Consider the following 24,111-nt stretch of genomic DNA (forward strand, 5'->3'; position numbering starts at 1 on the left):
TATATTATTTATTGGTTATTTCCGCTCTGCTTTCGCCAATTATTCTTATCAATAGCAATTAATCCAACTAATAGTATCACCTATAGCGAATTATTTAGATTTTACTTCTCATGTAATAGCAGCCAATCTTTAATATCTAATCCCCCCGTGTATCCCACTAACTTACCATCATGGCCTAGCACACGGTGACAGGGCACGATTAATGAAATGGGATTACGTGAATTTGCCATTCCCACCGCACGGCAATAATTGGCAGAGCCTAACTTCAACGCTAAATCCTTATAACTCCAACGCTCCCCATAAGGGATCCCACATAGATGCTTCCATACTTTCTTTTGGAACTCTGTGCCATGGGGGTTTAACGCCACCGTAAACGTTTTTCTTTTGTGGTTAAAATATTCTTTTAATTCTTTAGCACACAGTTTGGAGTGCTCGTTTTTACTCTCTTTTTCTGTTTTTTCATCAACAAAATAGAGGCTCGTGATCCCTTCGTCATCCGCCGTAATATGGACCCACGGCTTAGGAAATTTATCTGGTGTCGCTAAATATTGATGGTACATAGTATCTCCTTAAAAGGATTCATTTACCTGATTGTATATACAGTTATAGAGTAAATTATTTCTACATTGCAATGCTATTTTTTCTTAGTGTGGCAAACGGAATCATCAAATACCCCATTTTTTTTATTTTCAATATAAATAACAACCTAGCAGATAATTAGAATAATTATCATTCAATATTCACTATTCACTATATATTGTGTGGTTGATAAATTTTCAATCTATATATAGTCTTTGAGTATCACATGCCAAGATGCTCTTAGAAATTTAAAAGGTGAATATGATGAATAAGATTACCATTTATAGTAAGCCCAACTGCGTTCAATGTAATGCCACCTATCAAGCCTTAGACCGCAAGCAAATCGCTTATCAGATAATTGACTTAACAAAAGATACCCAAGCGCTTGAATTAGTTAGAAAGTTAGGTTACCAACAGGTACCAGTTGTTGTTGCGGGTGACAAACATTGGGCTGGTTTTCGTCCCGATATGATAAGCCTTCTTGCCGCATAGGAAATCCCATGAAAACGGAATCACTCATCTATTTTTCAAGCCGCTCAGGCAATTGCCATCGGTTTGTTGAAAAATTGGGCTTGCCTGCAACGCGCCTCCCAATCGGGCCACAAGAAATGAGCCCTATTGCCACAAAACCTTATGTTCTACTGCTTCCAACCTACGGTGGCGGTGGCACAAAAGGCGCGGTGCCAAAAGAAGTGATTCAGTTTTTAAATATCGAGGAAAACCGTTTATTCCTTCGTGGTGTGATTGCTGCGGGGAATACTAACTTTGGCGATGCTTACGCAATTGCGGGGGATATCGTCGCACAAAAATGCCGTGTGCCTTACCTCTATCGCTTTGAACTCTTAGGTACTGCAAAAGATGTTCAGTCGGTTAAAGATGGCCTACAAACGTTCTGGCAACATGCCCACAACGAGAGCTTTTCATAATGGATACAATACAAAATAATACTGAAGTTGATTACCATGCCCTGAATGCCATGCTGAATTTATATAACAGCGAAGGTCATATTCAGTTTGATAAAGATAAAGAAGCTGCACACCATTATTTCCGCCAGCATGTTAATCAAAACACTGTATTTTTCCATGATTTAAAAGAAAAACTAGATTTTCTTGTTCAAGAAAATTACTACGAAAACGATATATTGCAGCAATACCGTTTTGACTTTATTAAGTCACTGTTTCAGCAAGCCTATGCGCATAAATTTCGTTTCCAAACCTTTCTTGGCGCATTCAAATACTACACCAGCTATACGCTGAAAACTTTTGATGGAAAGCGCTATTTAGAACGCTATGAAGACCGTGTTTGCATGGTGGCATTAACTTTAGCACAAGGCTCAGAATCACTGGCTAAATTGTATGTCGATGAAATTATTACGGGCCGTTTCCAACCCGCTACGCCAACATTTCTCAATTGCGGGAAAAAACAGCGAGGCGAATTAATATCCTGTTTTCTATTGCGTATAGAAGACAATATGGAGTCTATCGGGCGTTCTGTCAATTCCGCACTCCAACTATCCAAACGGGGTGGCGGAGTTGCCTTTATGATGACCAACTTACGCGAACAAGGCGCCCCAATAAAATTGATTGAAAACCAATCTTCTGGTGTGGTTCCTGTGATGAAAATGTTGGAAGACGCCTTTTCCTACGCGAATCAATTGGGCGCTCGTCAAGGTGCAGGAGCCGTGTATTTACATGCGCATCACCCTGACATTATGCGTTTTCTCGACACAAAACGGGAAAATGCAGATGAAAAAATACGCATAAAAACCTTATCCCTTGGCGTGGTGATCCCAGACATTACTTTTCAGTTAGCCAAAAATAACGAAGATATGTACTTATTCTCACCTTACGATGTACAACGTGTTTATGGCGTTCCCATGTCTGAAATCAGCGTCTCTGAAAAATACGCTGAAATGGTGGATAACAAAGCTATAAAAAAATACAAAATTAATGCCCGGGAATTTTTCCAAACGTTAGCTGAAATTCAATTTGAATCGGGCTACCCGTATATTTTATTTGAAGATACCGCCAATAGAGCCAATCCTATTGCAGGGCGAATTAATATGAGCAACTTGTGCTCAGAAATTCTGCAAGTTAATCGCCCTAGCCTGTATGAAGAGGATTTAAGTTACCAAGAAATTGGTAAAGATATCAGCTGCAATTTAGGGTCTATGAATATTGCCAAAACCATGGATTCACCGAACTTTGCACGATCCATCGAAGCTGCTGTCAGAGCACTTAGTGCCGTGTCCGATATGAGCGATATTCGTTCTGTACCGTCTATTGCACAAGGAAACCGTCAATCCCACGCTATTGGCCTTGGGCAAATGAACTTACATGGCTATTTAGCCCGTGAACATATTCATTATGGTAGTGAAGAAGCACTTGATTTTACCAATATCTATTTTTATACAGTGACTTATTACGCCCTAAAAACATCAAACCAATTAGCGATTGAGCGCAAAACCGCCTTTGTTGGCTTTGAGCACTCCACTTATGGCTCAGGTGACTATTTTGATAAATATATCAACGATATTTGGTTACCAAAGACACAAACCGTGCAGGAATTATTCCGACGTTCGGGTATCGAAATTCCCACACGAGAAGACTGGCAAGCCTTAAGACAATCAGTGATCACCTATGGTATTTACAACCAAAACTTGCAAGCCATCCCCCCCACAGGGTCTATTTCCTATATCAATAATTCCACATCTAGCATTCATCCAATTGTTTCTCGTATAGAGATCCGTAAGGAAGGGAAGATTGGTCGAGTCTATTATCCGGCCCCATTTATGGATAACGAGAATCTTGAGTATTACCAAGATGCCTATCAAATCGGCCCTGAAAAAATTATTGATACCTATGCGATGGCCACCCAACACGTTGACCAGGGCTTATCCTTAACGCTCTTTTTCAAAGATGATGCCACAACGCGAGATATTAACCGAGCACAAATCTACGCATGGAAAAAAGGCATAAAAACTTTGTATTACATACGATTACGTCAAACCGCTTTGGAAGGTACTGAAGTTGACGGCTGCGTATCTTGCACTCTGTAATAGGAATCAGAATATGACCACCAATACATCCGCAGCCCCTGTGAAGGCAATCAACTGGAACCGCATTCAAGATGATAAAGACCTTGAGGTTTGGAACCGCCTCACCTCTAACTTCTGGTTACCCGAAAAAGTCCCGCTATCCAACGATATCCCGTCGTGGAATACCCTCACTGAAGCAGAAAAAAAGCTGACTATACGTGTCTTTACCGGTCTAACACTGCTTGACACCATTCAAAATACGGTTGGTGCGCCTTGTTTGATGCCTGACTCACAAACGCCCCACGAAGAAGCCGTTTTATCCAATATTAGCTTTATGGAAGCGGTACATGCGCGCTCTTACAGTTCTATTTTCTCCACCTTATGTTCCACCAGCGATGTCGATGAAGCTTTTCGTTGGAGTGAGGAGAATAATGCATTACAGAATAAAGCTAAAATCATTCTTTCTTATTATTGTGATTCACATCCATTAAAGAAAAAAGTGGCGAGTGTCTTTTTGGAATCTTTCTTATTCTATTCTGGGTTTTATTTACCTATGTATTGGTCAAGCCGTGGCAAACTCACAAATACTGCTGACTTAATTCGATTAATCATTCGAGATGAGGCGATTCATGGTTATTATATTGGCTATAAATTCCAAAAATCATTATTGAATTATGATAAAAAAACACAATCAGAAATAAAGAATTTTACTTTCTCATTATTATTCGATTTATATGAAAATGAAGTAAAATATACCCAAGAGTTATATGACCCCGTAGGCTGGACAGAAGATGTTAAAAAGTTCTTACACTATAATGCCAACAAGGCTTTAATGAATTTAGGTTATGAAGCCTTATTCCCTGATACAGTCACCGATGTGAGTGCGGCAATATTATCTGCATTATCCCCTGACGCGAATGAAAATCATGATTTCTTCTCAGGTTCAGGTTCTTCTTATATTATTGGCAAAGCTGTCAGCACAGAGGATGATGACTGGAACTTTTAATCAATTGATTAATTTATTTTACATTTAACTTAAAGCATCAATACCAAACATACCCTGATGAATAATAATAACTTTATTTTTTAGGGTATTTTTTAGACTAAAAAATACTCAAATCAGTTCGTTTTTTATAGGGATATCTGTTTGATTGCTCATTTTTAATGAATTAATCAGGCATTTTTTTCATTTCTCTATTTTAAAACCCGAAAATAAGTTAATAAAATTAATGATTATGGTGTTTTATCTTATTTATTTTCATTCGCTAATTATTACATTATTGTTGTCTAAAAATTATCATCATTAATTCACCAAATCTCATTTGATTATTTTTAATTCTGTCAAAATAAATACAGTCTCACCAGCAAGTTAACTATCTCTATTAATTTTCATATTATTGCTCATACTCGCTACTTTCTTTTGATTATTTGAATGATATTCAGCATTTTTGACACTCATTTTTTTGATTAATTCTGCTTAACCAAGGGTTGTCAGGAGTTTTTATTATGCTAGGGTTTATTGCTTGCAATTTTTACTAATAATCTAATCAGGAGCATTTGAATTTAAACCATAATGAATAAACCCATTAAATTAAAATAGGAATTTCTGCCCTAATAATTTTCAAGCGATAGCCTACGTTTAGGTCTCAATAGGCTCGACTATCATCATTGAATCAACATTATTCATTTGGGCTCCAACTCTTTTGTTGATTGAAAATTGGGTAAATAATATATGGCAATAAAATTAGAAGTTAAAAATTTATATAAAATATTTGGGGAAAATCCTGACTCCGCATTTAAGCTTTTAGAATCAGGAATGGACAAAGATGCTATCTTTGAAAAAACGGGCCTCACGGTCGGTGTTCAAGATGTGAATCTGGCGATTGAAGAAGGCGAAATCTTCGTAGTCATGGGGCTTTCGGGTTCAGGGAAGTCCACTTTGGTGCGCCTCCTCAATCGCCTGATTGAACCTACCAGCGGCCAGGTGCTGATTGATGGGCAAGATATCTCTAATATTTCCGACAAAGCGCTGCGTGAAGTACGTCGAACTAAAATCAGTATGGTATTCCAATCCTTTGCGTTAATGCCACACATGAATGTGATTGATAATACAGCTTTTGGCATGGAACTTTCTGGCATTTCGAAAGAAGAACGCTATAAAAAAGCAATGGATGCACTGAATCAAGTTAACCTCGATAAATGGGCTAACTCATTCCCTGATGAGCTTTCTGGCGGAATGCGCCAACGCATTGGCTTAGCGCGAGCACTCGCTAATGACCCTGATATTCTTTTAATGGATGAAGCCTTTTCTGCTCTTGACCCACTCATTCGAACAGAAATGCAAGATGAATTGCTTTCTTTACAAGGTGATAAACAACGCACTATCGTTTTTATCTCCCATGACCTCGATGAAGCTATGCGAATTGGTGACCGCATTGCCATTATGCAAGGTGGCGTGGTCGTTCAAGTCGGAACACCCGATGAAATACTGAATAACCCTGCCAATGACTACGTCAGAACTTTCTTCCGTGGAGTTGATATTAGCCAAGTATTCAGTGCCAAAGATATAGCGCGAAGACGCCCTAATGCATTGTTGCATATCGCGCCTGGCTTTGGGCCTCGTTCAGCCTTAAAAGTGCTTAATGATGAAGACCGCTACCATGGCTATTTGCTCTCACGCGGCCATACTTTTGCTGGTGTTGTATCCATTGAATCCTTAGAAAAAGCGCTGCATGACAAAGCCGGAATTGAAGCTGCCATTTTGCCAGATATCGAGCCGATTCAAGGTGATACCTCCTTAAATGAAGTCATCTCGACGATTGCACAAGCACCTTGTGCGGTCCCTGTCGTCAACGAAAAAAATCGTTATTTAGGGGTGATTTCGAAAGGCATGCTACTACAAGCACTGGATAAGGAGACGCCAAATGAGTAAGCAAAATCAAGAAAATACCATCGACCAACAGGATCCATGGGCCGATACTCAAGTTGAGCAAACGCCAGAACAAACGCCTGAAACAACCTCATCAGACGATCCATGGGCAACAAGCTCCACACCAGACCAAAGTGCTTCAGATGATCCATGGGGTAGCTCACCCACAACAGATTCAGGATCCAGTGATTGGCTTGATGCAGCTCCAACAGATAGCATCGTACCCGATCAGTTTAATATTATGGATCCTTTCCAGCATACGCTTATCCCCCTTGATTCATGGGTTGCCCATGCCATCGATTGGGTTGTTCTCAACTTCCGCCCTGTATTTCAAGGAATACGAGCGCCCATCGATTTTATTCTTAGTGGGTTTGAACAATTTCTCACCTCGCTACCGTCTCCCGTAGCCATTATCATTTTTGCATTACTTGCTTGGCAATTTGCAGGACGAGCAATGGGAGTTGCCACCTTTGTTTCGATGATAGCCATTGGAGCAATTGGTGCATGGTCGGAAGCGATGGTGACGTTATCGCTGGTACTCACCTCATTGATGTTTTGTATTGTGATAGGGCTACCGTTGGGGATTTGGCTAGCGCGCAGTGATAGAGCCTCCAGAATCATTCGCCCATTACTTGATGCAATGCAAACCACCCCTGCATTCGTCTATTTAGTGCCGATCGTCATGTTATTTGGTATCGGTAATGTGCCAGGCGTCGTCGTCACCATTATATTTGCATTACCGCCGATCATTCGTTTGACCATTTTAGGGATCAAGCAAGTCCCTGCCGATTTAATTGAAGCCGCGGAATCATTCGGCGCAAGCCCTCGTCAAATGTTGTTTAAAGTGCAATTACCACTCGCTATGCCAACCATTATGGCTGGGGTTAACCAAACCTTAATGTTAGCGCTGTCAATGGTGGTTATCGCATCAATGATTGCAGTCGGGGGCTTAGGCCAAATGGTCTTAAGGGGGATAGGCCGCCTTGATATGGGCCTTGCATCCGTCGGGGGTGTCGGTATTGTGATCCTCGCCATCATTTTAGACCGCCTTACCCAATCTTTAGGGCAAGATACTCGTGGTAAAACACCGACTCGTTGGTATCAGAAAGGCCCTATAGGACTGGTCGTACGCCCATTTTGCAAAAAAAACAATTAATTTAAACATCCTCCATTCACCTGAGTGCCATTCACTTGGCACTTAACTTGGCTCTTCCCATTACAGCCAAGCTCGCTGCGAAATAAAACAGAGGGAACAATATAATGAAACATAAAATCATTCTTGCATCTGCACTGACAGCCATATTTACCGTTCCATTGGCAACCGCTAACGACCTACCTGGTAAAGGAATAAAAATTAATCCTGTACAAAGTACAATCAGTGAAGAAACATTCCAAACACTGATCGTTGCAAAAGCCCTTGAGGAACTGGGCTATGATGTTCAGCCTATCAAAGAGGTCGACTATAACGTAGCTTATGCATCCATTGCGAATGGTGATGCAACTTACTTAGCCACCAGCTGGGTTCCTTTGCATAATGCCCAGTATGATGCTGCTGGCGGTGATAACGTGTTCTATCGTCAAGGGAATTATGTCGTCAATGCGGCTCAAGGCTACCTCATCGACAAAAAAACGGCTGAAAAATACAATATTACCAATGTGGAACAACTCAAAGATCCTAAAATTGCCAAACTCTTTGATTCAAATGGCAATGGTAAAGCCGATTTAACAGGCTGTAACCCAGGCTGGGGTTGTGAAGCCGCCATTAATAATCATTTAAAAGCCTATGATCTCGAAAAAACAGTTGATCACAACCAAGGTAACTACGCGGCAATGATGGCAGATACCATTACCCGATATAAAGAAGGTAAGCCTATTTTATACTATACATGGACACCTTACTGGATCAGTGATGTGCTCAAGCCTGGTCGTGATGTGGTCTGGCTAGAAGTGCCTTTCTCTTCAATGCCAAACGGTGAAAAAACAGACACGACGTTACCTAATGGAAAAAACTATGGTTTCCCACCGAATACCATGCATATCGTGGCTAACAAAAAATGGGCTGCGGATAACCCTTCAGCAGCAAAATTATTTGAAGTGATGAAGCTGCCTATTGCGGATATCAATGCGCAGAATTTAAGAATGCATAACGGGGAAGCCTCACAAGCGGATATTCAACGTCACACAAATGCTTGGATAAAAGCTCACCAATCGACATTTGATGGCTGGGTGAAAACAGCGAAGGAAGCCGCTAAGTAAGCATAAATCACATAATAAAATGCCTAAAGCCACCCGCTAATCTGGGTGGTTTTTTGTATCAATGGCAAAAAGAAATAAACCAAGGTAATAAATTTTGTTTATAGTAGTCGCCTAGCTAATATTAGGTAACCCACATGAAACAGACCCAAACTGCTGAGCTAACAACGGGCCTCACAATTTTGATGGCCATTGCGACAGGCCTTGTCGTTGCCAGCAACTATTATGCCCAACCACTGTTAGATACCATTGCTGCTCAATTTAACCTGACAACTAATATGGCAGGGTTTATTGTCACAGCCGCACAGCTTGGCTACGCAGTCGGTTTACTGTTTTTAGTTCCTCTAGGGGACTTATTTGAACGAAAACGCCTAATATTATTTATGACGTTTCTTTCCGCTTCAGGCTTACTCATTACTGCTCTTTCAACCAATATTTGGCAAATCCTATTAGGAACGGCACTCACAGGACTATTTTCTGTTGTTGCTCAAGTACTTATTCCAATGGCAGCCTCCATTGCACACCCCAATAAACGGGGGAAAGCCGTTGGGATTATTATGAGTGGCTTACTGCTGGGGATTTTACTGGCGAGAACGGTATCTGGCGCAGTGGCAATGGTCGGAGGCTGGCGAGCGATTTATTGGGTCGCATTTGTTTTATTAATTATCTTATTAATTGTATTAGCGATTAAATTACCTCGCTATCATCAAAAAGCTAATCTTAACTACTTTCAATTACTTTGCTCTATTGGTCGATTATTTTTTAGTACACCTGTTTTAGCTGTCCGAGCCTCACTGGGTGCACTTTCTTTTGCCAATTTTGGTTTACTGTGGACAGCAATGGCATTTTTATTAGCGAGCCCCCCATTTAACTACTCTGAAGGAACTATCGGTTTGTTTGGCCTTGTTGGTGCAGCGGGCGCATTGATGGCATCTCAAGCAGGGCACCTTGTGGATAAAGGTAAAGGCAAGATAATCACCACAATTGGACTCGTTTTATTACTGCTCTCCTGGTTACCCATTGGCTTAGCAAAACACTCCTTGATCGCCTTTATTATTGGCATTTTAGTTCTTGACCTTGCCGTTCAAGCTGTCCACGTTACCAGCCAAAGCACCTTATATCGAATTATGCCTGAAGCGCGTAACCGCCTCACTGCAGGGTATATGACCAGTTATTTTATTGGTGGCGCACTCGGCTCGTTATTATCAGGTTATGCCTATGAGCGCGCAGGCTGGGAAGGAGTCGCAATTGCAGGCGTTAGTTTAACGGCCTTAAGCTTAATTATTTGGGTCATTGGTATCCGATTTGATCCAACTATCGCTGCTTCAGATGAATAATGCGTTTTCCTTTTCTGCGGCTGTTAACATTTTGTTTTAAATGTTATCAGCCGCACGTTAATACTTAAAAATACATAATATATTCAGAGTGGAATCATCACTTTTCTTACTCATATTTATGCATAATCAATAAATTACCATCAATAATTCAAGATAATAGTTATATGTTGTTATTATTACCATGGCAAAAGTTAACAAATGACACTGTTAAACAAATACTATAGCTCTTCAGTAAGGTATAATTATTGTTAATTCAATAAGTAATTACTGGTAATAATAATTATACAAAATTAAAAAATAGGTGCTTACACTTAGATGATCACAATATCTATCTAACTTGTAATTATTGGGTAATAAAAAAAATGGTATTGAGTTAATACGATGTGATTATATATTGTTTTATATGGTTTTGTTTGACGTATAAATTGCATTTATTTTGGTTAAATTATAGCCAAATAAACTTAAATAGGCTAGAAATGCACTTTGCGCTATACTGAAATCCATAAATTACATTCATAATATTTATGAATCATGTATCATTATCAAAATAAAATCATCGATATTAATTAAGTATAATTGCTAATTCTATCTTTTAATATACCATTTAGATGGTTGATGACAGTTGTAATCTTACCAACTGAAACTAATAAGGTATCCAAATAATGGAAAGTTCATTTACACCGACAGAAGAGCTTTTAAATGCTCGTGTCGCGCAACAAGATACACACGAAAAACCGATCCCGTATCAAGAGATACTCTTAACACGCTTATGTATGCATGTTCATGGAAAATTACTTGAATCTCGTAATAATATGCTACGAGCTCAAGGAATTAATGAAACACTTTTCATGGCCTTAATGATCTTAGATACAAAAGATTCACGCAGTATCCAACCTTCTGAGCTCAGTGCAGCGCTTGGTTCATCTCGCACCAATGCGACACGCATCGCTGATGAACTCGAAAAGAATGGTTGGATTGAACGTAAAGAAAGTCACAATGATAGACGTTGTCTACATTTGCACCTCACCGAAAAAGGCTCAGAGTTTTTAAGTGGTTTGTTACCGCCACAACATCGAGCGTTAATCGATATCTGGTCAGTTTTAGAAGCTGATGAAAAACAACAGCTTGATAAACTAATGCGTAAATTACTGACAAAACTGGATACTATAAAAGATTAACCATTATTTTTGTAAGGTTAATGTATTTGAGGCATTCGAAGGCTTAAAAGCAAAAAAAAACTTTTCAGCCTACAATATTTCATTATCCTTTCAACCTTGTGCTTTACGATATTCCCATCAAGCAACAAAATCATTTGTAGTCTCAGTTTCCAGTGGTTATTACTAGCTACTGGAAACAACCGTGATCCTTATCCATCAAAAATGGAGTAATACCAGTATGAGTTCCCCTGAGGAAATGCAACAAACGCAAGCTCCCCAACGAAATAAAAAAAGACAGCGCAAAAATGCCTTAATGTTTTTAACGTTTATTTTTATCGCTATTGGCGTGGGTTGGGGCGTTTACTGGTATTTAGTCCTTCGCCATTATGAGTCAACGGATAACGCTTACGTTGCTGGTAACCAAGTGCAAATTCAATCCCAAGTATCAGGGAGCGTCATGACCGTTAACGTTGATAATACTGACTTCGTACAAAGCGGTACTGTGCTAGTTGAACTTGACCCTCGAGATGCTGAACTTGCACTGGATAAAGCCAAAACCGAACTGGCAAATAGTGTACGCCAAACCCGCCAGCACATTATTAATAGCCGCCAGCTGCAAGCTAATATTGATGTTAAACGTTCTGAATTAGGGCGTTTACAAAACGACCTAAAACGCCGTGAAGTGCTAGGTAGTAGTAATTTAATTGGTAAAGAAGAGCTACAACACGCCCGTGAATCAGTCGTCAGCGCAAAAGCCGCATTGGACATGGCAGTTGAACAATATAATGCTAACCAAGCGATCGTGCTTAACTCGCCCATTGAAAAACAACCCGCAGTAGAACAGGCTGCGACTCAAGTTCGTAATGCATGGCTAGCCTTACAACGCACCAAAATTGTTAGTCCAGTAGACGGTTATGTCTCTCGCCGTAGTGTGCAAATTGGCTCACAAATCACCCCATCAACACCATTAATGGCTATCGTTCCATCGAGTGGCATGTGGATTGATGCAAACTTTAAAGAAACGCAACTTGCAGATATGCGTATCGGCCAACCAGCGAAAGTAACAGCCGACTTCTACGGCAAGGACGTGGTCTTTAACGGTACCGTGGTCGGTTTAGACATGGGAACGGGAAGTGCATTTTCATTATTACCTGCACAAAACGCCAGTGGAAACTGGATAAAAGTAGTACAGCGCCTGCCCGTGCGTATCGCGTTAGACCCTGCGCAACTTGAAGAACGCCCATTGCGTATCGGTTTATCCACTGAAGTGACGATTGATACTCTCAATAAAGATGGCAAAGTACTGTCAAAAGGCATGCGCGATGCGCCAGCTTACCATACATCTGCATTAGCAGTGGATATGTCTCCTGCGGACAAAATAGTTACTGAGATAATTAATAATAACGCTGGGAACAAATAATTGGGGGCGCAACTGACATGACAGCACCGCTCACTGGTTCAAAACTGGCTTGGATGACTATCGCCCTTTCCTTGGCGACCTTTATGCAAGTACTTGACTCAACCATTGCTAACGTTGCTATCCCAACGATTGCGGGTAATTTAGGAGCATCTAACTCCCAAGGAACGTGGGTGATTACCTCGTTTGGTGTAGCAAATGCAATCTCTATTCCCGTTACTGGCTGGCTAGCACGGCGTATTGGTGAAGTTCGACTATTTCTATGGTCAACGGGTCTCTTTGCCTTAACATCTTGGTTATGCGGCATTTCTGGCAGCTTAGAAATGCTAATTTTATTCCGTGTACTTCAAGGTTTAGTCGCAGGGCCACTGATCCCTCTATCCCAAAGCCTACTTCTGAACAACTACCCCCCTGCCAAGCGCAGCATGGCACTGGCACTTTGGTCAATGACCATTGTTGTGGCTCCAATTTGCGGGCCCATTCTTGGGGGCTATATTAGTGACAACTACCATTGGGGATGGATATTCTTTATCAACGTCCCATTCAGTGTGGCGATTATCTTTGCCATCATGCGCACTTTAAAAGGCCGTGAAACAAAAGTTTCCATCCAACGCATTGATACTATTGGTTTAGTCTTACTGGTTGTCGGGATTGGTGCACTGCAAATCATGCTCGACCAAGGGAAAGAGCTGGATTGGTTTAACTCAACCGAAATTATTGTCTTGACGGTGATCGCCGTTGTGGCGATAGCCTTCTTAATTGTCTGGGAGTTAACTGACGACCACCCTGTCATTGACCTCTCTCTATTTAAGGAACGTAATTTTACCATTGGCTGCTTATCACTCAGCCTCGCCTATATGCTGTACTTTGGTACCATCGTCTTGCTCCCGCAGTTGTTGCAAGAGGTTTATGGTTATACTGCAACATGGGCGGGCTTAGCCTCTGCACCCGTTGGGTTATTGCCACTACTGATCACGCCAATTATCGGTAAATTTGGTAACCGCATTGATATGCGTTATTTAGTGACATTCAGCTTTATTATCTATGCTGTCTGTTACTACTGGCGTGCTTATACCTTTGAACCAGGTATGGGCTTTGCAGCAGCTGCCTGGCCGCAATTTGTTCAAGGCCTTGCGATTGCCTGCTTCTTTATGCCATTAACCACCATTACCTTATCGGGGTTACCCCCTGAAAAAATGGCATCGGCATCTAGCTTATCTAACTTTACCCGAACGCTAGCGGGGGCAATTGGTACCTCGATTACCACGACAATGTGGACACAAAGAGAATCCATGCACCATGAAAATCTTGCAGAATTTGTCAATCCATACAATCCAAATGCGCAGCATATGTACAGTGAATTGGCTCAGATTGGCATGAATGAGCAGCAAAGTGCAGCTTACTTAGCGAAAACCATTACAGATCAAGGCTTAATCTTATCAGCTAATGAAATTTTCTGGTTATCCGCAGGGATCTTTATTTTACTGATGGTGATCGTCTGGTTCGCTAAACCACCATTTGGCGCTGGGTCGAAAGACGGTGGTGGCGCTCACTAACTTCAAATTAACCCTACATTTCCGTGTAGGGTTAATTTTGCTTCATTTTTTCCCATCAAATACACTAGTTCAACCATTAATCTGCTTAGGTAAACGCTCATGAAATCATGGATTGAAAACAGTCAGGTATTAGCATTGATTAATACAATAAGTGATATTCAGGCGGAGCAATTCCGCAGAAAACTTATTTGCTATGTCAACCAATACCAAGAGGTTTATCCATTCGATATTTTGGACGATGTTCAAGCCTATATGCAGTTAAAGTTAGAGGCTGATGACTTGAATTTTAATACAGTCCCCGATGAAATTAAGCAGGCTCTTACAGAAGGTTATTACGAATACTGCATCAGTTTAAACGAAATATCTGCGGCATATATGATAGTAACTAAATCCACACCATTAACGCGTTTAGATCTCATTCAGTTCACTAATCACTTATTAGAAGCTTATTCATGTAATTATCCAGAAAATGAATTTCTCGTGCCAAAACTTGCTGAGTTTGCAGATTTATTTACTCACTAACCAAATAGTAGATAGAAAAAAGCCATACGTGAAAACGTATGGCCTTAGGAATCATATCGATAAGACAATTATTTAACTTGGTTTTGCTGCCACCATTGTGCCAACATCACCCCTGTAGCAACAGAGACATTCAGGCTTTCAACTTTGCCCGTTCCGCCGATAAACAGGCTCATATCCCCTTGATCCCACGTACTATCGCTCAAACCATCACTTTCTTGGCCTAAAACAAGCACCATTTTGGCTGGCAATTTTGCTTTTGCTAAATCTTGGCTGCCTTTATGGCTTGACGTGGTCACGATGGTGTAACCCGCTTTGCGGAATTTCTCTAATGTGGACGTTAGACCGTCAGCATCAATAGCTTTAATGTGCTCAGCACCACCCTCTGCGGTACGAATTGCCGCACCAGATTCCAACATGCCCGCATCTTGTAAAATCACACCTTGCACACCAAAGTGGGCGCAACTACGCATGATCCCGCCTAAATTATGTGGGTTACCAACATCTTCCAGCGCTAATACACAATCTTTTTCTGCGGCTTGTGCTAAATATGCATCTGCGCTCATGCCGCCTCGTTTTTTGATAATAAAGCACACGCCGCCATGGTGTTCTGTTCCAGAGGCTTTCGATAACTCTTCATCATCAACAACATGGTAAGCTTTACGGTTTGCTGCCATCCATTTCAGGGCATCACGAAAACGTGGGGTGACAGATTGCAAGAACCATGCGCGAACAATGGCATCTGGTCGATTTTTAAACATCGCTTGGCACGCATTTTCGCCGTAAATTCGGGTCTCTTCTTGGCGTTGCTTGCGCAGTTGCTCAGGGTCGATTTGGCTTTTGCCAACAATCCCACCATGGTCATTTTCAAATTCTTCGCTATCTGGTTTAGAAACAGTGCGCCACGGAGAACGCTCACGCGGTGTACTCTCGCGGTTATCTGAACGGCGTTCTTGGCGGCCACCTTCAGGGCGATTTGAACGCCCCCCTCTTTCTTGACGACCACCATCACGTCGATCACCACCGCGTTTATCGCTACCACCACGTCTATCATCGCGACCACCGTCACGACCGCCACGGCGTTTATCGTTACCTTTGTTGTCCTGCTCTTCGCTGCGGACATACATCACTTTTACTTTGCCGTTTTTACCACTAAAATCATTCGAGTCGTTCATCACTATCCCCTACTAAGCTATGGCGCGAAGATTACATGATGTTGCAAGGCTACGCTACCGATTCGCGCTATTATCTCACCGAAAAGTTATTGAATATACCTCTATCGCATAGAAATCGTTTTGCGTACAATATGCGGCTTATTTTATGGCCTGTAAAACAGTAATCGAACATGACACCTAATGCCGTTTATCACCTCCGCCAGCAACGCCTCGCCTTATCGACAAAACCTTTTAAAGCAAGGGGCTGTCGCGTAAAACGCTGCCAATATTGCTTGCTACCCATTCCGCAATGCCTGTGTCAAAAAACGGCGTCCGCTCAAGCGAAAAGCCAATTTTGCTTAATCATGTTTGATGGTGAAGTATTTAAACCTAGCAACACGGGAAAACTGATCGCGGATGTTCTGCCTGACACCCTTGCTTTTCAGTGGTCAAGAACAGCTCCAGATGCACTACTTTTAGCAGCCTTACAGGATGATACCCGCCAGCCTTACCTCATATTCCCTGAAAGCTATGCACAAGAAAACCGTGTTGTCGTGAATGAACCGAACATCTCTGATAAGCCAGCTTTATTTATTCTATTAGATGGAACCTGGCCTGAAGCGCGCAAAATGTTCCGCAAGAGCCCGTACCTCAATAACATTCCAATGCTATCCATCAATACAAAAGCTCGGACAGACTACCTGCTACGCACACCATCCCGTGAAGAACAGCATTGCACCGCAGAAGTTGCCGCAACCATATTAGAGCTTGCTGGTGATATCCAAGCCTCACAGCAGTTATTTAGTCATTTTAGCCTGTTTCGTCAAAAATACCTTGAAGGGAAACCCCATCACCCTGTGGCACAAATGGTGTTAAACGCAGCGGTTCCCTAACTATTTTTAGGGACTGTTTTCACGATTTTTTTCGTAAGCAGTTCCAAGAAATAGCAACTTTCAGATAAACGTCATCATAAAACGTGAAGGTGCTTGTATAAATTAATTAAATTCACCAGATAAACTAGCGCAATATAAAAGATAGGGCATAGTATTCATAAGTATTACTCAGCCTCTTTTTATCTCTTGAACGATTATACCGTTCACCAAGCGAAGGGTTATCTTTATGGGTTTAGTGAGTCAGTTAGAATCTTTATTCAGGCCAAAATCAATTGTGGTCATTGGCGCCTCTGAAAACCCGAGCCGTGCAGGTTCGGTGATGATGAAAAACCTTCTCACCAGCGGCTTTAAAGGGCCGATTCTCCCAGTTAATCCAAATCGTAGCTCCGTCTTGGGGGTACTGGCCTATCCCTCTATTGACAAGCTTCCACTCAAACCTGACCTTGCGGTAATTTGTACACATCATTCGAGAAATATTACTTGTTTACAGCAACTTGGTGAAGCTGGCTGCAAAGTTGTCATTATCTTATCATCCCCTTCCATTCAATTTAATGAATTAAAAAAGGTGGCTCAGCAATACCAAATTCGGCTTTTAGGCCCTAATAGCTTAGGCTTTTTAGCGCCATGGCAAGGTTTAAATGCCAGTTTTTCTCCTATTCCAATACTCAAAGGCAAACTAGCTTTTATTTCCCAATCTGCGGCAGTTTCTAATACTGTGCTTGATTGGGCAAGGCATCGTGATATCGGTTTTTCCTATTTTATCGCTCTGGGTGATAGTATCGATATTGATATTGATGACTTACTGGATTACTTAGCCCGCGATAGCAAAACCAGTGCAATTTTGCTTTACCTTGAAAACATCAGTGATGCACGACGCTTTTTATCGTCATCACGCAGTGCATCACGTAACAAGCCTATTCTCGTCATAAAAAGTGGTCGAACACGCAAAGCCCAAGAGCTTTTAGGGGAAAAACCCAGCTTGGATGCCGCCTATGATGCCGCTATCCAACGCGCGGGGCTATTACGGGTGCAAGATACCCATGAAATGTTTTCTGCAGTTGAAACACTAAGCTATATGACCCCACTACGGGGTGAACGTTTATCAATCATGAGCAATGGTGCCGCGCCTGCAGCCATGGCACTGGATGAACTTTTACAGCGTAATGGTAAGCTGGCCAAACTCAGTATTGAAACCGAAAATGAACTCAGTGCCCTACTTCCACTTGACCTCTCTACACAAAATCCGATTGACTTGGGTGATGATTCCACAGTAGATCGCTACATTAACGTATTAAACAAAATGCTCGATAGCCATGATCATGATGCTCTTTTATTGATCCATACCCCCAGCGCGATCACTGAAAGCAAGTCCATGGCAGAAAAAATCATTAAAACCATCAAACAGCACCCTCGAGGAAAATGGCTGACGATATTAACCAATTGGTGCGGTGAATATTCATCCCAAGAATCCCGGCGTTTGTTTAGTGAAGCAGGGATCCCAACTTACCGCACTCCTGAAGGTGCCATAACTGCTTACATGCATATGGTGGAATACCGACGCAACCAAAAACAATTAAAAGAAACACCAGCACTGCCTGTGGGCATCACTGCCAATACACAGCAAGCGCATGAATATATTCAACAAGCATTAAAAAATAACAACTTACATTTAGATACGCATGAAGTTCAACCTATTTTAAAAGCTTATGGGCTACATAGCTTACCCACTTGGATTGCCCACTCAAGTGATGAAGCGATTGAAATTGCTGAGAAAATTGGTTACCCCGTTGCTTTAAAACTGCGTTCTCCCGATATTGTGCATAAATCAGAAGTTCAAGGTGTTATGCTATATCTGAGAAACTCGAAAGAGGTTGAAGATGCCGCAAAAGCGATTATTGAACGTGTCTCCACCAATTTTCCAAACGCTCGCATCGAAGGTTTATTAGTACAAAGCATGGCAAACCGTGCTGGCGCCCAAGAATTACGTATTGCTGTAGAATTAGACCCCGTATTTGGGCCATTGATAATGCTAGGCGAAGGGGGAATTGAGTGGCAACAAGAAAGCCAAGCTGCTGTCGCGTTACCCCCACTAAATATGGCACTCGCGCGTTATCTTGTTATTAACGCAATCAAAGGTTATAAAATTAAATCGCGCAGTGCATTAGAACCGTTAAATATCCCAGGGCTCTCAAGCTTATTAGTCAGAGTCTCAAATTTAATCATCGATTGCCCTAATATTACACGTTTAGACATTCACCCATTACTCGCCTCTGGCGATGAATTTACCCTGCTGGATGTCTCCATGACACTCAGCCCAAGTGATAGCGCAACAACCTCTAGGCTTGCTATTCGCCCTTACCCAAGTGAATTAGAAGAAACCATTCATTTAAAAGATGATTTAAGCTGCTTATTACGCCCAATACTTCCCGAAGATGAACCACTATTGAAGTCTTTTATCGAGCAGGTCACAAAAGAAGATCTCTATTATCGGTATTTTAGTGAAATCAGCGAGTTTACCCATGACGATCTCGCCAATATGACCCAAATAGACTACGACCGTGAAATGGCCTTTGTCGCAGTAAAAAGCCAAAGTTCCACCCCTGAAATTATTGGTGTTGTTCGTGCAATGGCAGATCCTGATAATCAAGAGGCTGAATTCGCAGTATTAGTACGCTCCGATATGAAAGGGCAAACACTGGGCTATCAGTTGATGCAAAAACTGCTTAACTATACCCGCGGTCATGGCATCAAAAAATTAACCGCAATCACCATGCCTGAGAATCGTAATATGATCAGCTTGGCCAAAAAATTGGGGTTTGAGGTTGAAGTACTATTTGAAGATGGTGTTGTAAACCTCACTCTTCATCTTTAACAACGCAGGGATGTGTCGCATAACCTGTATGGAAATTAAACAGATATGCAATTTATTCTAAATGGTTTGACTAAATATGCTATCATCCCTAGATCATTCGCTTAAAAATGTGCGCAAAGCGATTTGCTATTGGACTAATAAGAGAAAATTCACACTGTGATGTTGTCAAAATTAAAACAAGCAAAGCATCAACAATATTTGGTAAGTTTACCTAAACTCTCTCAAGATGTTGATGATGTCAAAACGCTATATAAGACAGAAGATTTTCGTGATGAACTGCTTAAACAAATTTCTCTCGCTGAAAATACTATCTACATTACGGCTTTGTATTTAGAGAAAGATGACGCAGGTAAAGACATTCTTCATGCGCTGTATGCGGCAAAACAAGCTAATACATCATTAGATATCAAGATTCTCGTCGATTGGCATCGGGCTCAACGAGGGCGCATTGGTGCAACCGCAAATTCCACCAATGCAGATTGGTATTTCGATGTCTCACAACATTATCCAAATGTCGACATCCCTATCTATGGTATTCCAGTCAATACTCGGGAAGCTTTAGGTGTCTTACATCTAAAAGGCTTTCTTTTTGATGATACCCTATTGTATAGCGGTGCAAGTATCAATGATGTGTATTTACAACGACATGAAAAATATCGTTATGACCGATATCACCTTATTAAAAACAGTCAGCTAACCGCATCAATGCGAAAATTTATTGATGACTCTTTATTACCCGCTGATGCCATTCATCGTCTAAATACAGAAACGCGCCCTAAAACTGCTGAATTTAAGCACCTAATAAAACAATTCCGCTTAGGGCTACGCGGGTCTTCTTACCAATTTGTCGGTAATGCATCAAATGATGAATTATCCGTAACACCTTTTGTTGGCTTAGGTAAGAAAAACGATCTCAACCGAGTGATCACCCACCTAATGGGCTCAACCAGCGATAAGCTAACTATTTGTACGCCGTATTTTAACCTTCCTGCTGTATTAGTACGGATCATCAGCCGATTACTACGTGATGGTAAACATGTAGAAATTATTATTGGCGATAAAACGGCTAACGATTTCTATATTCCACCTGAAGAGCCTTTCAAAATTATTGGGGCACTTCCTTATCTATATGAAATCAACTTACGCCGCTTTGTTAGTCGCTTACAGCGCTTTATTGATAGCAAACAGCTGACAGTAAGGCTTTGGAAAGACGGTGACAATACTTATCATTTAAAAGGTATGTGGGTCGATAATCAATGGCAATTGATTACAGGTAATAACTTAAATCCGCGAGCATGGGGCTTAGATCTGGAAAATGCAGTCTTAATTCACGATCCTAAGCAACAACTTCAAGATCAACGCCATCATGAATTAGAATGTATCCGCACTCATACAAAAGTCGTTAATCACTACAGGGAATTAGATAGCATTCAAACCTACCCTGTTAAAGTGAAGAAGCTAATTCGTAGGCTACGACGCATACGTGTAGATCGGCTCATCAGTCGTATTTTATAAATTTTCAACAAAGCGTCACTTTAAAGTGGCGCTTTTCAATTTAGGTGACTGGTAATGATCCCTAGTATCATAAGAACATTAATCATTTGCTCGCTAATGTTATCAACAACAGCATGCAGTGGTTTCCATTGGTCTAATGATAACTGGAAAGGTAAAGACAAAGCGCAGCATTTTGCATTCTCCGCGGCGATGGCTGCTGCAGGTAATGCTTATGCAGACAGACAAAATATGTCACATCGTCATGCCGCTCAATTTGGTCTGTTATTTTCTATTTCACTTGGTGCTGCGAAAGAACTCTATGATAGCCGCCCCGAAGGAACGGGTTGGAGCTGGCACGACTTTGCCTATGATGTAGCAGGATCCGTCGCTGGTTATACTTTATACCAATCTCTTAAGTAATCCTTATTCTCAATATCATCCCCTCTATTGCTATTAATACTTCGTCCATCATCGAAGTATTAATTAATGAAAAGTTTATATTTACGCTTTCTACATTAAGGAGAATTCTATGATTGCGGTGATCTTTGAAGCTATTCCAATCCCTGAGCAAAAAACGCGTTATTTTGAACTTGCTGCTGAATTAAAATCTGAACTAGTAAACATTGAAGGTTTTATTTCGGTTGAGCGTTTTCAAAGTATCACCACTGAAGGAAAAATTTTATCGCTGTCTTGGTGGGAAAATGAAGCCGCTGTGATGGAATGGAAACGTCATTTTATGCACCAAAGTGCGCAAAATGAAGGGAAAAAATCCGTTTTTTCTCATTATCGCATTCGAGTTTCACAGACCATAAGGGATTATTCCTTCGATAAAGAGGATAACTACAATGTATGATATTCATGTCATTATTGAAAACCAAGTGGGTACATTAGCATTACTCGCGACAACTTTAGGCCAACATGGTGTTGGTTTAGAAGGTGGCGGGGTATTTTCTGTCGAAGGAAAAAGCCATGCGCATTTTTTAATCACACAGCCTGAAGAAGCTAAAAAGGCACTAGCTAAAGCTGGCATACAAGTAGAAAGCATTTCACAGCCTGTAATTCGTATGCTAAAGCAAGAACGGCCAGGGGAGCTTGGTGACATAGCACAGTGCCTAGCAAACCACCAAATTAATATCCTAATTCAATATAGTGATCATCATAACAGGCTAATACTTATAACTGACAACAATGAATTAGCCTCAGAAGTAACTAAAAAATGGGATATCCCTAATGATAAAAAACAAAATTAACCAACCCATTGATGAAAATGAGCATTTAGAAAAATCCATTTCAAAAGTTGCCTCCGCTATTGCTGACTCGTCAAGGGTCAGCATTCTCTGCGCTTTAATGGATGGTAGAGCTTGGACAGCGACAGAGTTAAGCGCTGCAGCAAACATTGCACCTTCAACAACCAGTGCTCACCTAACGAAACTTTTGAATAACCACTTAATTAGTTGTTTGTCTCAAGGCAGACACCGTTATTACCGGCTTGCAGGATCGGACATTGCTGAATTGCTGGAAATATTAATGGGGGTTTCGATGAAGCTAGAATATCAGGCTCCAATCTCGACCCCTATTCATTTAAGAAAAGCGCGTACTTGCTATGACCATTTAGCGGGGGAAATAGCAGTTCAGATTTATGATTTTATGGATAAAAATGGCTGGTTTACATCTAAAGAAAATAAATTATCAATGATTGGTATTGAGCAATTTCACAACCTCAATATCAATATTCCAATGCACACTAAACGCAAAATGGCGTGTGCTTGCCTAGATTGGAGTGAAAGACGTATGCACTTAGGTGGAAGCGCAGGTGCTGCATTATTACACGCTTTTGAGCAAAACGAATGGATAGTAAAAACAGCAGGCTACCGTGAGGTTACGTTTACGACAAGTGGCAAAAAAGCTCTAAAACGCATTTTTGGCATTGATATCGTATAAACTTCATCACTAGAGACGTATATAACTTTTACGTTTCGCTATATTGTTCTAATACACCAAGTGGTGAGTGATTATTCGCAGTCTTATGCGATGTGGGTATACTTCCATAATTCTATGCGTTGCTCACTACTTTGTACTCCTCAACTGTATTCATTTAAATGATAAACTTAACAAACGGTATTCAGTAAGCCGTTCCCACTGTCATCCAAAAAAATAAAGTCCCAAGCTGCTACTCGCGTATTTTATATCTGAAATTACACTCACTGAATTAATAGCTTAGTTATAACACCTTGTCCTCTGGTGTCATCCCACTGTTTCCATAACGATGTGAGTTGTTACTCACTACTTTATACCTTGTCGTTACATTCACTATAGCGATAACTGCGGCGGTCTAGAAAGATCGGTATAAATCGCTAACATAATTAAATGCACGAACTATTTTCACTACTTTAAATTAATAGCGAATATTTTTATGACCAGTTTATTTAATCGTGAAACAGTTCGATAAAGATTATGGAATTACTAATATAAAGCTATTTAAGATAGGATTTTTAAATAAACATATAAAACAAAAACCCCGTGATTTTCATCACGGGGTTTCGATAAGTGGCGGAACGGACGGGACTCGAACCCGCGACCCCCTGCGTGACAGGCAGGTATTCTAACCAACTGAACTACCGCTCCACTTATTCTTTTTGCCTTTCGGCAGCTTACTGCTATTGAGCAATAAACTTTTAATTAATGTCTGGCAGTTCCCTACTCTCACATGGGGAGACCCCACACTACCATCGGCGCTACGGCGTTTCACTGCTGAGTTCGGCATGGGGTCAGGTGGGACCACCGCGCTATTGCCGCCAGACAAATTCGGTTTCGTTCACGTTTAGCTCAACACACTTTCGGTATCTTGCTAAACCCAAACTTCAATCTTGAACAAGCTGCTGTGTCCTTCACCTTTCGGCTTCTCACGTATATT

At 41.1% G+C, this 24,111-nt stretch carries 21 protein-coding genes, 1 tRNA gene and 1 rRNA gene; 19 read left to right on the forward strand and 4 right to left on the reverse strand.

The features are described from left to right. Nucleotides 1-101: 101 nt before the first annotated feature. Nucleotides 102-560, reverse strand: a complete 459-nt coding sequence (locus tag AABS66_RS18330; protein ID WP_206085252.1) for a methylated-DNA--[protein]-cysteine S-methyltransferase — start codon at nucleotides 558-560, stop codon at nucleotides 102-104. Nucleotides 561-843: 283 nt separating this feature from the next. Between AABS66_RS18330 and nrdH the strand changes: the two genes are divergently transcribed. The 12 genes from nrdH to AABS66_RS18390 all read left to right on the forward strand — a co-directional run bounded on the left by nrdH (nucleotide 844) and on the right by AABS66_RS18390 (nucleotide 14,787). After that, the gene (nrdH, locus tag AABS66_RS18335; RefSeq protein WP_206085251.1) at nucleotides 844-1,071 is read left to right on the forward strand and encodes a glutaredoxin-like protein NrdH; all 228 of its coding nucleotides are present in this window, start codon (nucleotides 844-846) and stop codon (nucleotides 1,069-1,071) included. Nucleotides 1,072-1,079: 8 nt separating this feature from the next. Further along, nucleotides 1,080-1,505 carry a class Ib ribonucleoside-diphosphate reductase assembly flavoprotein NrdI gene (gene nrdI / locus AABS66_RS18340; protein ID WP_206085250.1) on the forward strand — a complete coding sequence of 142 codons (426 nt, stop codon included), beginning with the start codon at nucleotides 1,080-1,082 and terminating at the stop codon, nucleotides 1,503-1,505. Next, on the forward strand, nucleotides 1,505-3,637 hold the full coding sequence (gene nrdE, locus AABS66_RS18345) for a class 1b ribonucleoside-diphosphate reductase subunit alpha (RefSeq protein ID WP_206085249.1): 2,133 nt from the start codon (nucleotides 1,505-1,507) through the stop codon (nucleotides 3,635-3,637). Before nrdI ends, nrdE begins: the two co-directional genes overlap by 1 nt. Before the next feature lie 13 nt (nucleotides 3,638-3,650). Continuing rightward, entirely contained in the window at nucleotides 3,651-4,622 is a 972-nt protein-coding gene (gene nrdF, locus AABS66_RS18350) for a class 1b ribonucleoside-diphosphate reductase subunit beta (protein WP_430225266.1), read from the forward strand. A 726-nt stretch (nucleotides 4,623-5,348) separates the two neighbouring features. Continuing rightward, a complete protein-coding gene (gene proV, locus AABS66_RS18355; RefSeq protein ID WP_206085247.1) occupies nucleotides 5,349-6,548 on the forward strand; it encodes a glycine betaine/L-proline ABC transporter ATP-binding protein ProV in 1,200 nt (399 codons plus the stop codon). Continuing rightward, the gene (gene proW, locus AABS66_RS18360) at nucleotides 6,541-7,701 is read left to right on the forward strand and encodes a glycine betaine/L-proline ABC transporter permease ProW (RefSeq protein WP_206085246.1); all 1,161 of its coding nucleotides are present in this window, start codon (nucleotides 6,541-6,543) and stop codon (nucleotides 7,699-7,701) included. The genes proV and proW overlap by 8 nt, the downstream gene beginning before the upstream one ends. A 104-nt stretch (nucleotides 7,702-7,805) precedes the next feature. Continuing rightward, nucleotides 7,806-8,801 (forward strand): glycine betaine/L-proline ABC transporter substrate-binding protein ProX, encoded by a 996-nt coding sequence (proX, locus tag AABS66_RS18365; RefSeq protein WP_206085245.1) that lies wholly within the window; start codon nucleotides 7,806-7,808, stop codon nucleotides 8,799-8,801. 134 nt (nucleotides 8,802-8,935) lie between these two features. After that, nucleotides 8,936-10,135, forward strand: coding sequence for an MFS transporter (locus AABS66_RS18370; protein ID WP_206085244.1), 1,200 nt, complete (start codon nucleotides 8,936-8,938; stop codon nucleotides 10,133-10,135). Nucleotides 10,136-10,797: 662 nt separating this feature from the next. Then, nucleotides 10,798-11,313 (forward strand): transcriptional repressor MprA, encoded by a 516-nt coding sequence (mprA, locus tag AABS66_RS18375; RefSeq protein WP_206085243.1) that lies wholly within the window; start codon nucleotides 10,798-10,800, stop codon nucleotides 11,311-11,313. Between the two features lie 217 nt (nucleotides 11,314-11,530). Continuing rightward, nucleotides 11,531-12,712 carry a multidrug efflux MFS transporter periplasmic adaptor subunit EmrA gene (emrA, locus tag AABS66_RS18380; RefSeq protein ID WP_206085242.1) on the forward strand — a complete coding sequence of 394 codons (1,182 nt, stop codon included), beginning with the start codon at nucleotides 11,531-11,533 and terminating at the stop codon, nucleotides 12,710-12,712. A 17-nt stretch (nucleotides 12,713-12,729) separates the two neighbouring features. Then, nucleotides 12,730-14,265: a multidrug efflux MFS transporter permease subunit EmrB gene (emrB, locus tag AABS66_RS18385; RefSeq protein ID WP_206085241.1), complete on the forward strand. Its 1,536-nt coding sequence runs from the start codon at nucleotides 12,730-12,732 to the stop codon at nucleotides 14,263-14,265. Between the two features lie 99 nt (nucleotides 14,266-14,364). Continuing rightward, nucleotides 14,365-14,787 (forward strand): hypothetical protein, encoded by a 423-nt coding sequence (locus AABS66_RS18390; protein ID WP_206085240.1) that lies wholly within the window; start codon nucleotides 14,365-14,367, stop codon nucleotides 14,785-14,787. A 68-nt stretch (nucleotides 14,788-14,855) separates the two neighbouring features. On the opposite strand, the gene AABS66_RS18395 is transcribed toward AABS66_RS18390, so the two are convergent. Next, nucleotides 14,856-15,959, reverse strand: coding sequence for a tRNA/rRNA methyltransferase (locus AABS66_RS18395; protein WP_206085239.1), 1,104 nt, complete (start codon nucleotides 15,957-15,959; stop codon nucleotides 14,856-14,858). A 170-nt stretch (nucleotides 15,960-16,129) separates the two neighbouring features. Between AABS66_RS18395 and AABS66_RS18400 the strand changes: the two genes are divergently transcribed. From AABS66_RS18400 to AABS66_RS18430, 7 genes are all read left to right on the forward strand, one after another. Further along, on the forward strand, nucleotides 16,130-16,831 hold the full coding sequence (locus AABS66_RS18400; protein WP_206085238.1) for a tRNA-uridine aminocarboxypropyltransferase: 702 nt from the start codon (nucleotides 16,130-16,132) through the stop codon (nucleotides 16,829-16,831). A gap of 235 nt (nucleotides 16,832-17,066) precedes the next feature. Next, nucleotides 17,067-19,703: a bifunctional acetate--CoA ligase family protein/GNAT family N-acetyltransferase gene (locus AABS66_RS18405; protein WP_206085471.1), complete on the forward strand. Its 2,637-nt coding sequence runs from the start codon at nucleotides 17,067-17,069 to the stop codon at nucleotides 19,701-19,703. A 159-nt stretch (nucleotides 19,704-19,862) separates the two neighbouring features. Then, nucleotides 19,863-21,218, forward strand: a complete 1,356-nt coding sequence (gene pssA / locus AABS66_RS18410) for a CDP-diacylglycerol--serine O-phosphatidyltransferase (RefSeq protein ID WP_272574318.1) — start codon at nucleotides 19,863-19,865, stop codon at nucleotides 21,216-21,218. Nucleotides 21,219-21,272: 54 nt separating this feature from the next. Next, nucleotides 21,273-21,617 carry a YfiM family lipoprotein gene (locus AABS66_RS18415; RefSeq protein ID WP_272539834.1) on the forward strand — a complete coding sequence of 115 codons (345 nt, stop codon included), beginning with the start codon at nucleotides 21,273-21,275 and terminating at the stop codon, nucleotides 21,615-21,617. Nucleotides 21,618-21,726: 109 nt separating this feature from the next. Then, the gene (locus AABS66_RS18420; RefSeq protein WP_206085236.1) at nucleotides 21,727-22,050 is read left to right on the forward strand and encodes an antibiotic biosynthesis monooxygenase family protein; all 324 of its coding nucleotides are present in this window, start codon (nucleotides 21,727-21,729) and stop codon (nucleotides 22,048-22,050) included. Then, nucleotides 22,043-22,447, forward strand: a complete 405-nt coding sequence (locus AABS66_RS18425; RefSeq protein ID WP_430225267.1) for an amino acid-binding protein — start codon at nucleotides 22,043-22,045, stop codon at nucleotides 22,445-22,447. The genes AABS66_RS18420 and AABS66_RS18425 overlap by 8 nt, the downstream gene beginning before the upstream one ends. Next, complete coding sequence (locus AABS66_RS18430) at nucleotides 22,428-23,138, forward strand: ArsR/SmtB family transcription factor (protein ID WP_272574306.1); 711 nt, start codon at nucleotides 22,428-22,430, stop codon at nucleotides 23,136-23,138. Before AABS66_RS18425 ends, AABS66_RS18430 begins: the two co-directional genes overlap by 20 nt. 607 nt (nucleotides 23,139-23,745) lie before the next feature. Here AABS66_RS18430 and AABS66_RS18435 read toward each other — a convergent pair. Together AABS66_RS18435 and rrf are read right to left on the reverse strand one after the other, a co-directional pair. After that, nucleotides 23,746-23,822 (reverse strand) — tRNA-Asp (locus AABS66_RS18435). Nucleotides 23,823-23,881: 59 nt separating this feature from the next. Beyond that, nucleotides 23,882-23,997: ribosomal RNA gene (rrf, locus tag AABS66_RS18440) — 5S ribosomal RNA — on the reverse strand. Between the last annotated feature and the right edge of the window lie 114 nt (nucleotides 23,998-24,111).

It is taken from the genome of Providencia sp. SP181, assembly GCF_050446505.1.
Classification (GTDB): Bacteria; Pseudomonadota; Gammaproteobacteria; order Enterobacterales; family Enterobacteriaceae; genus Providencia; species Providencia vermicola.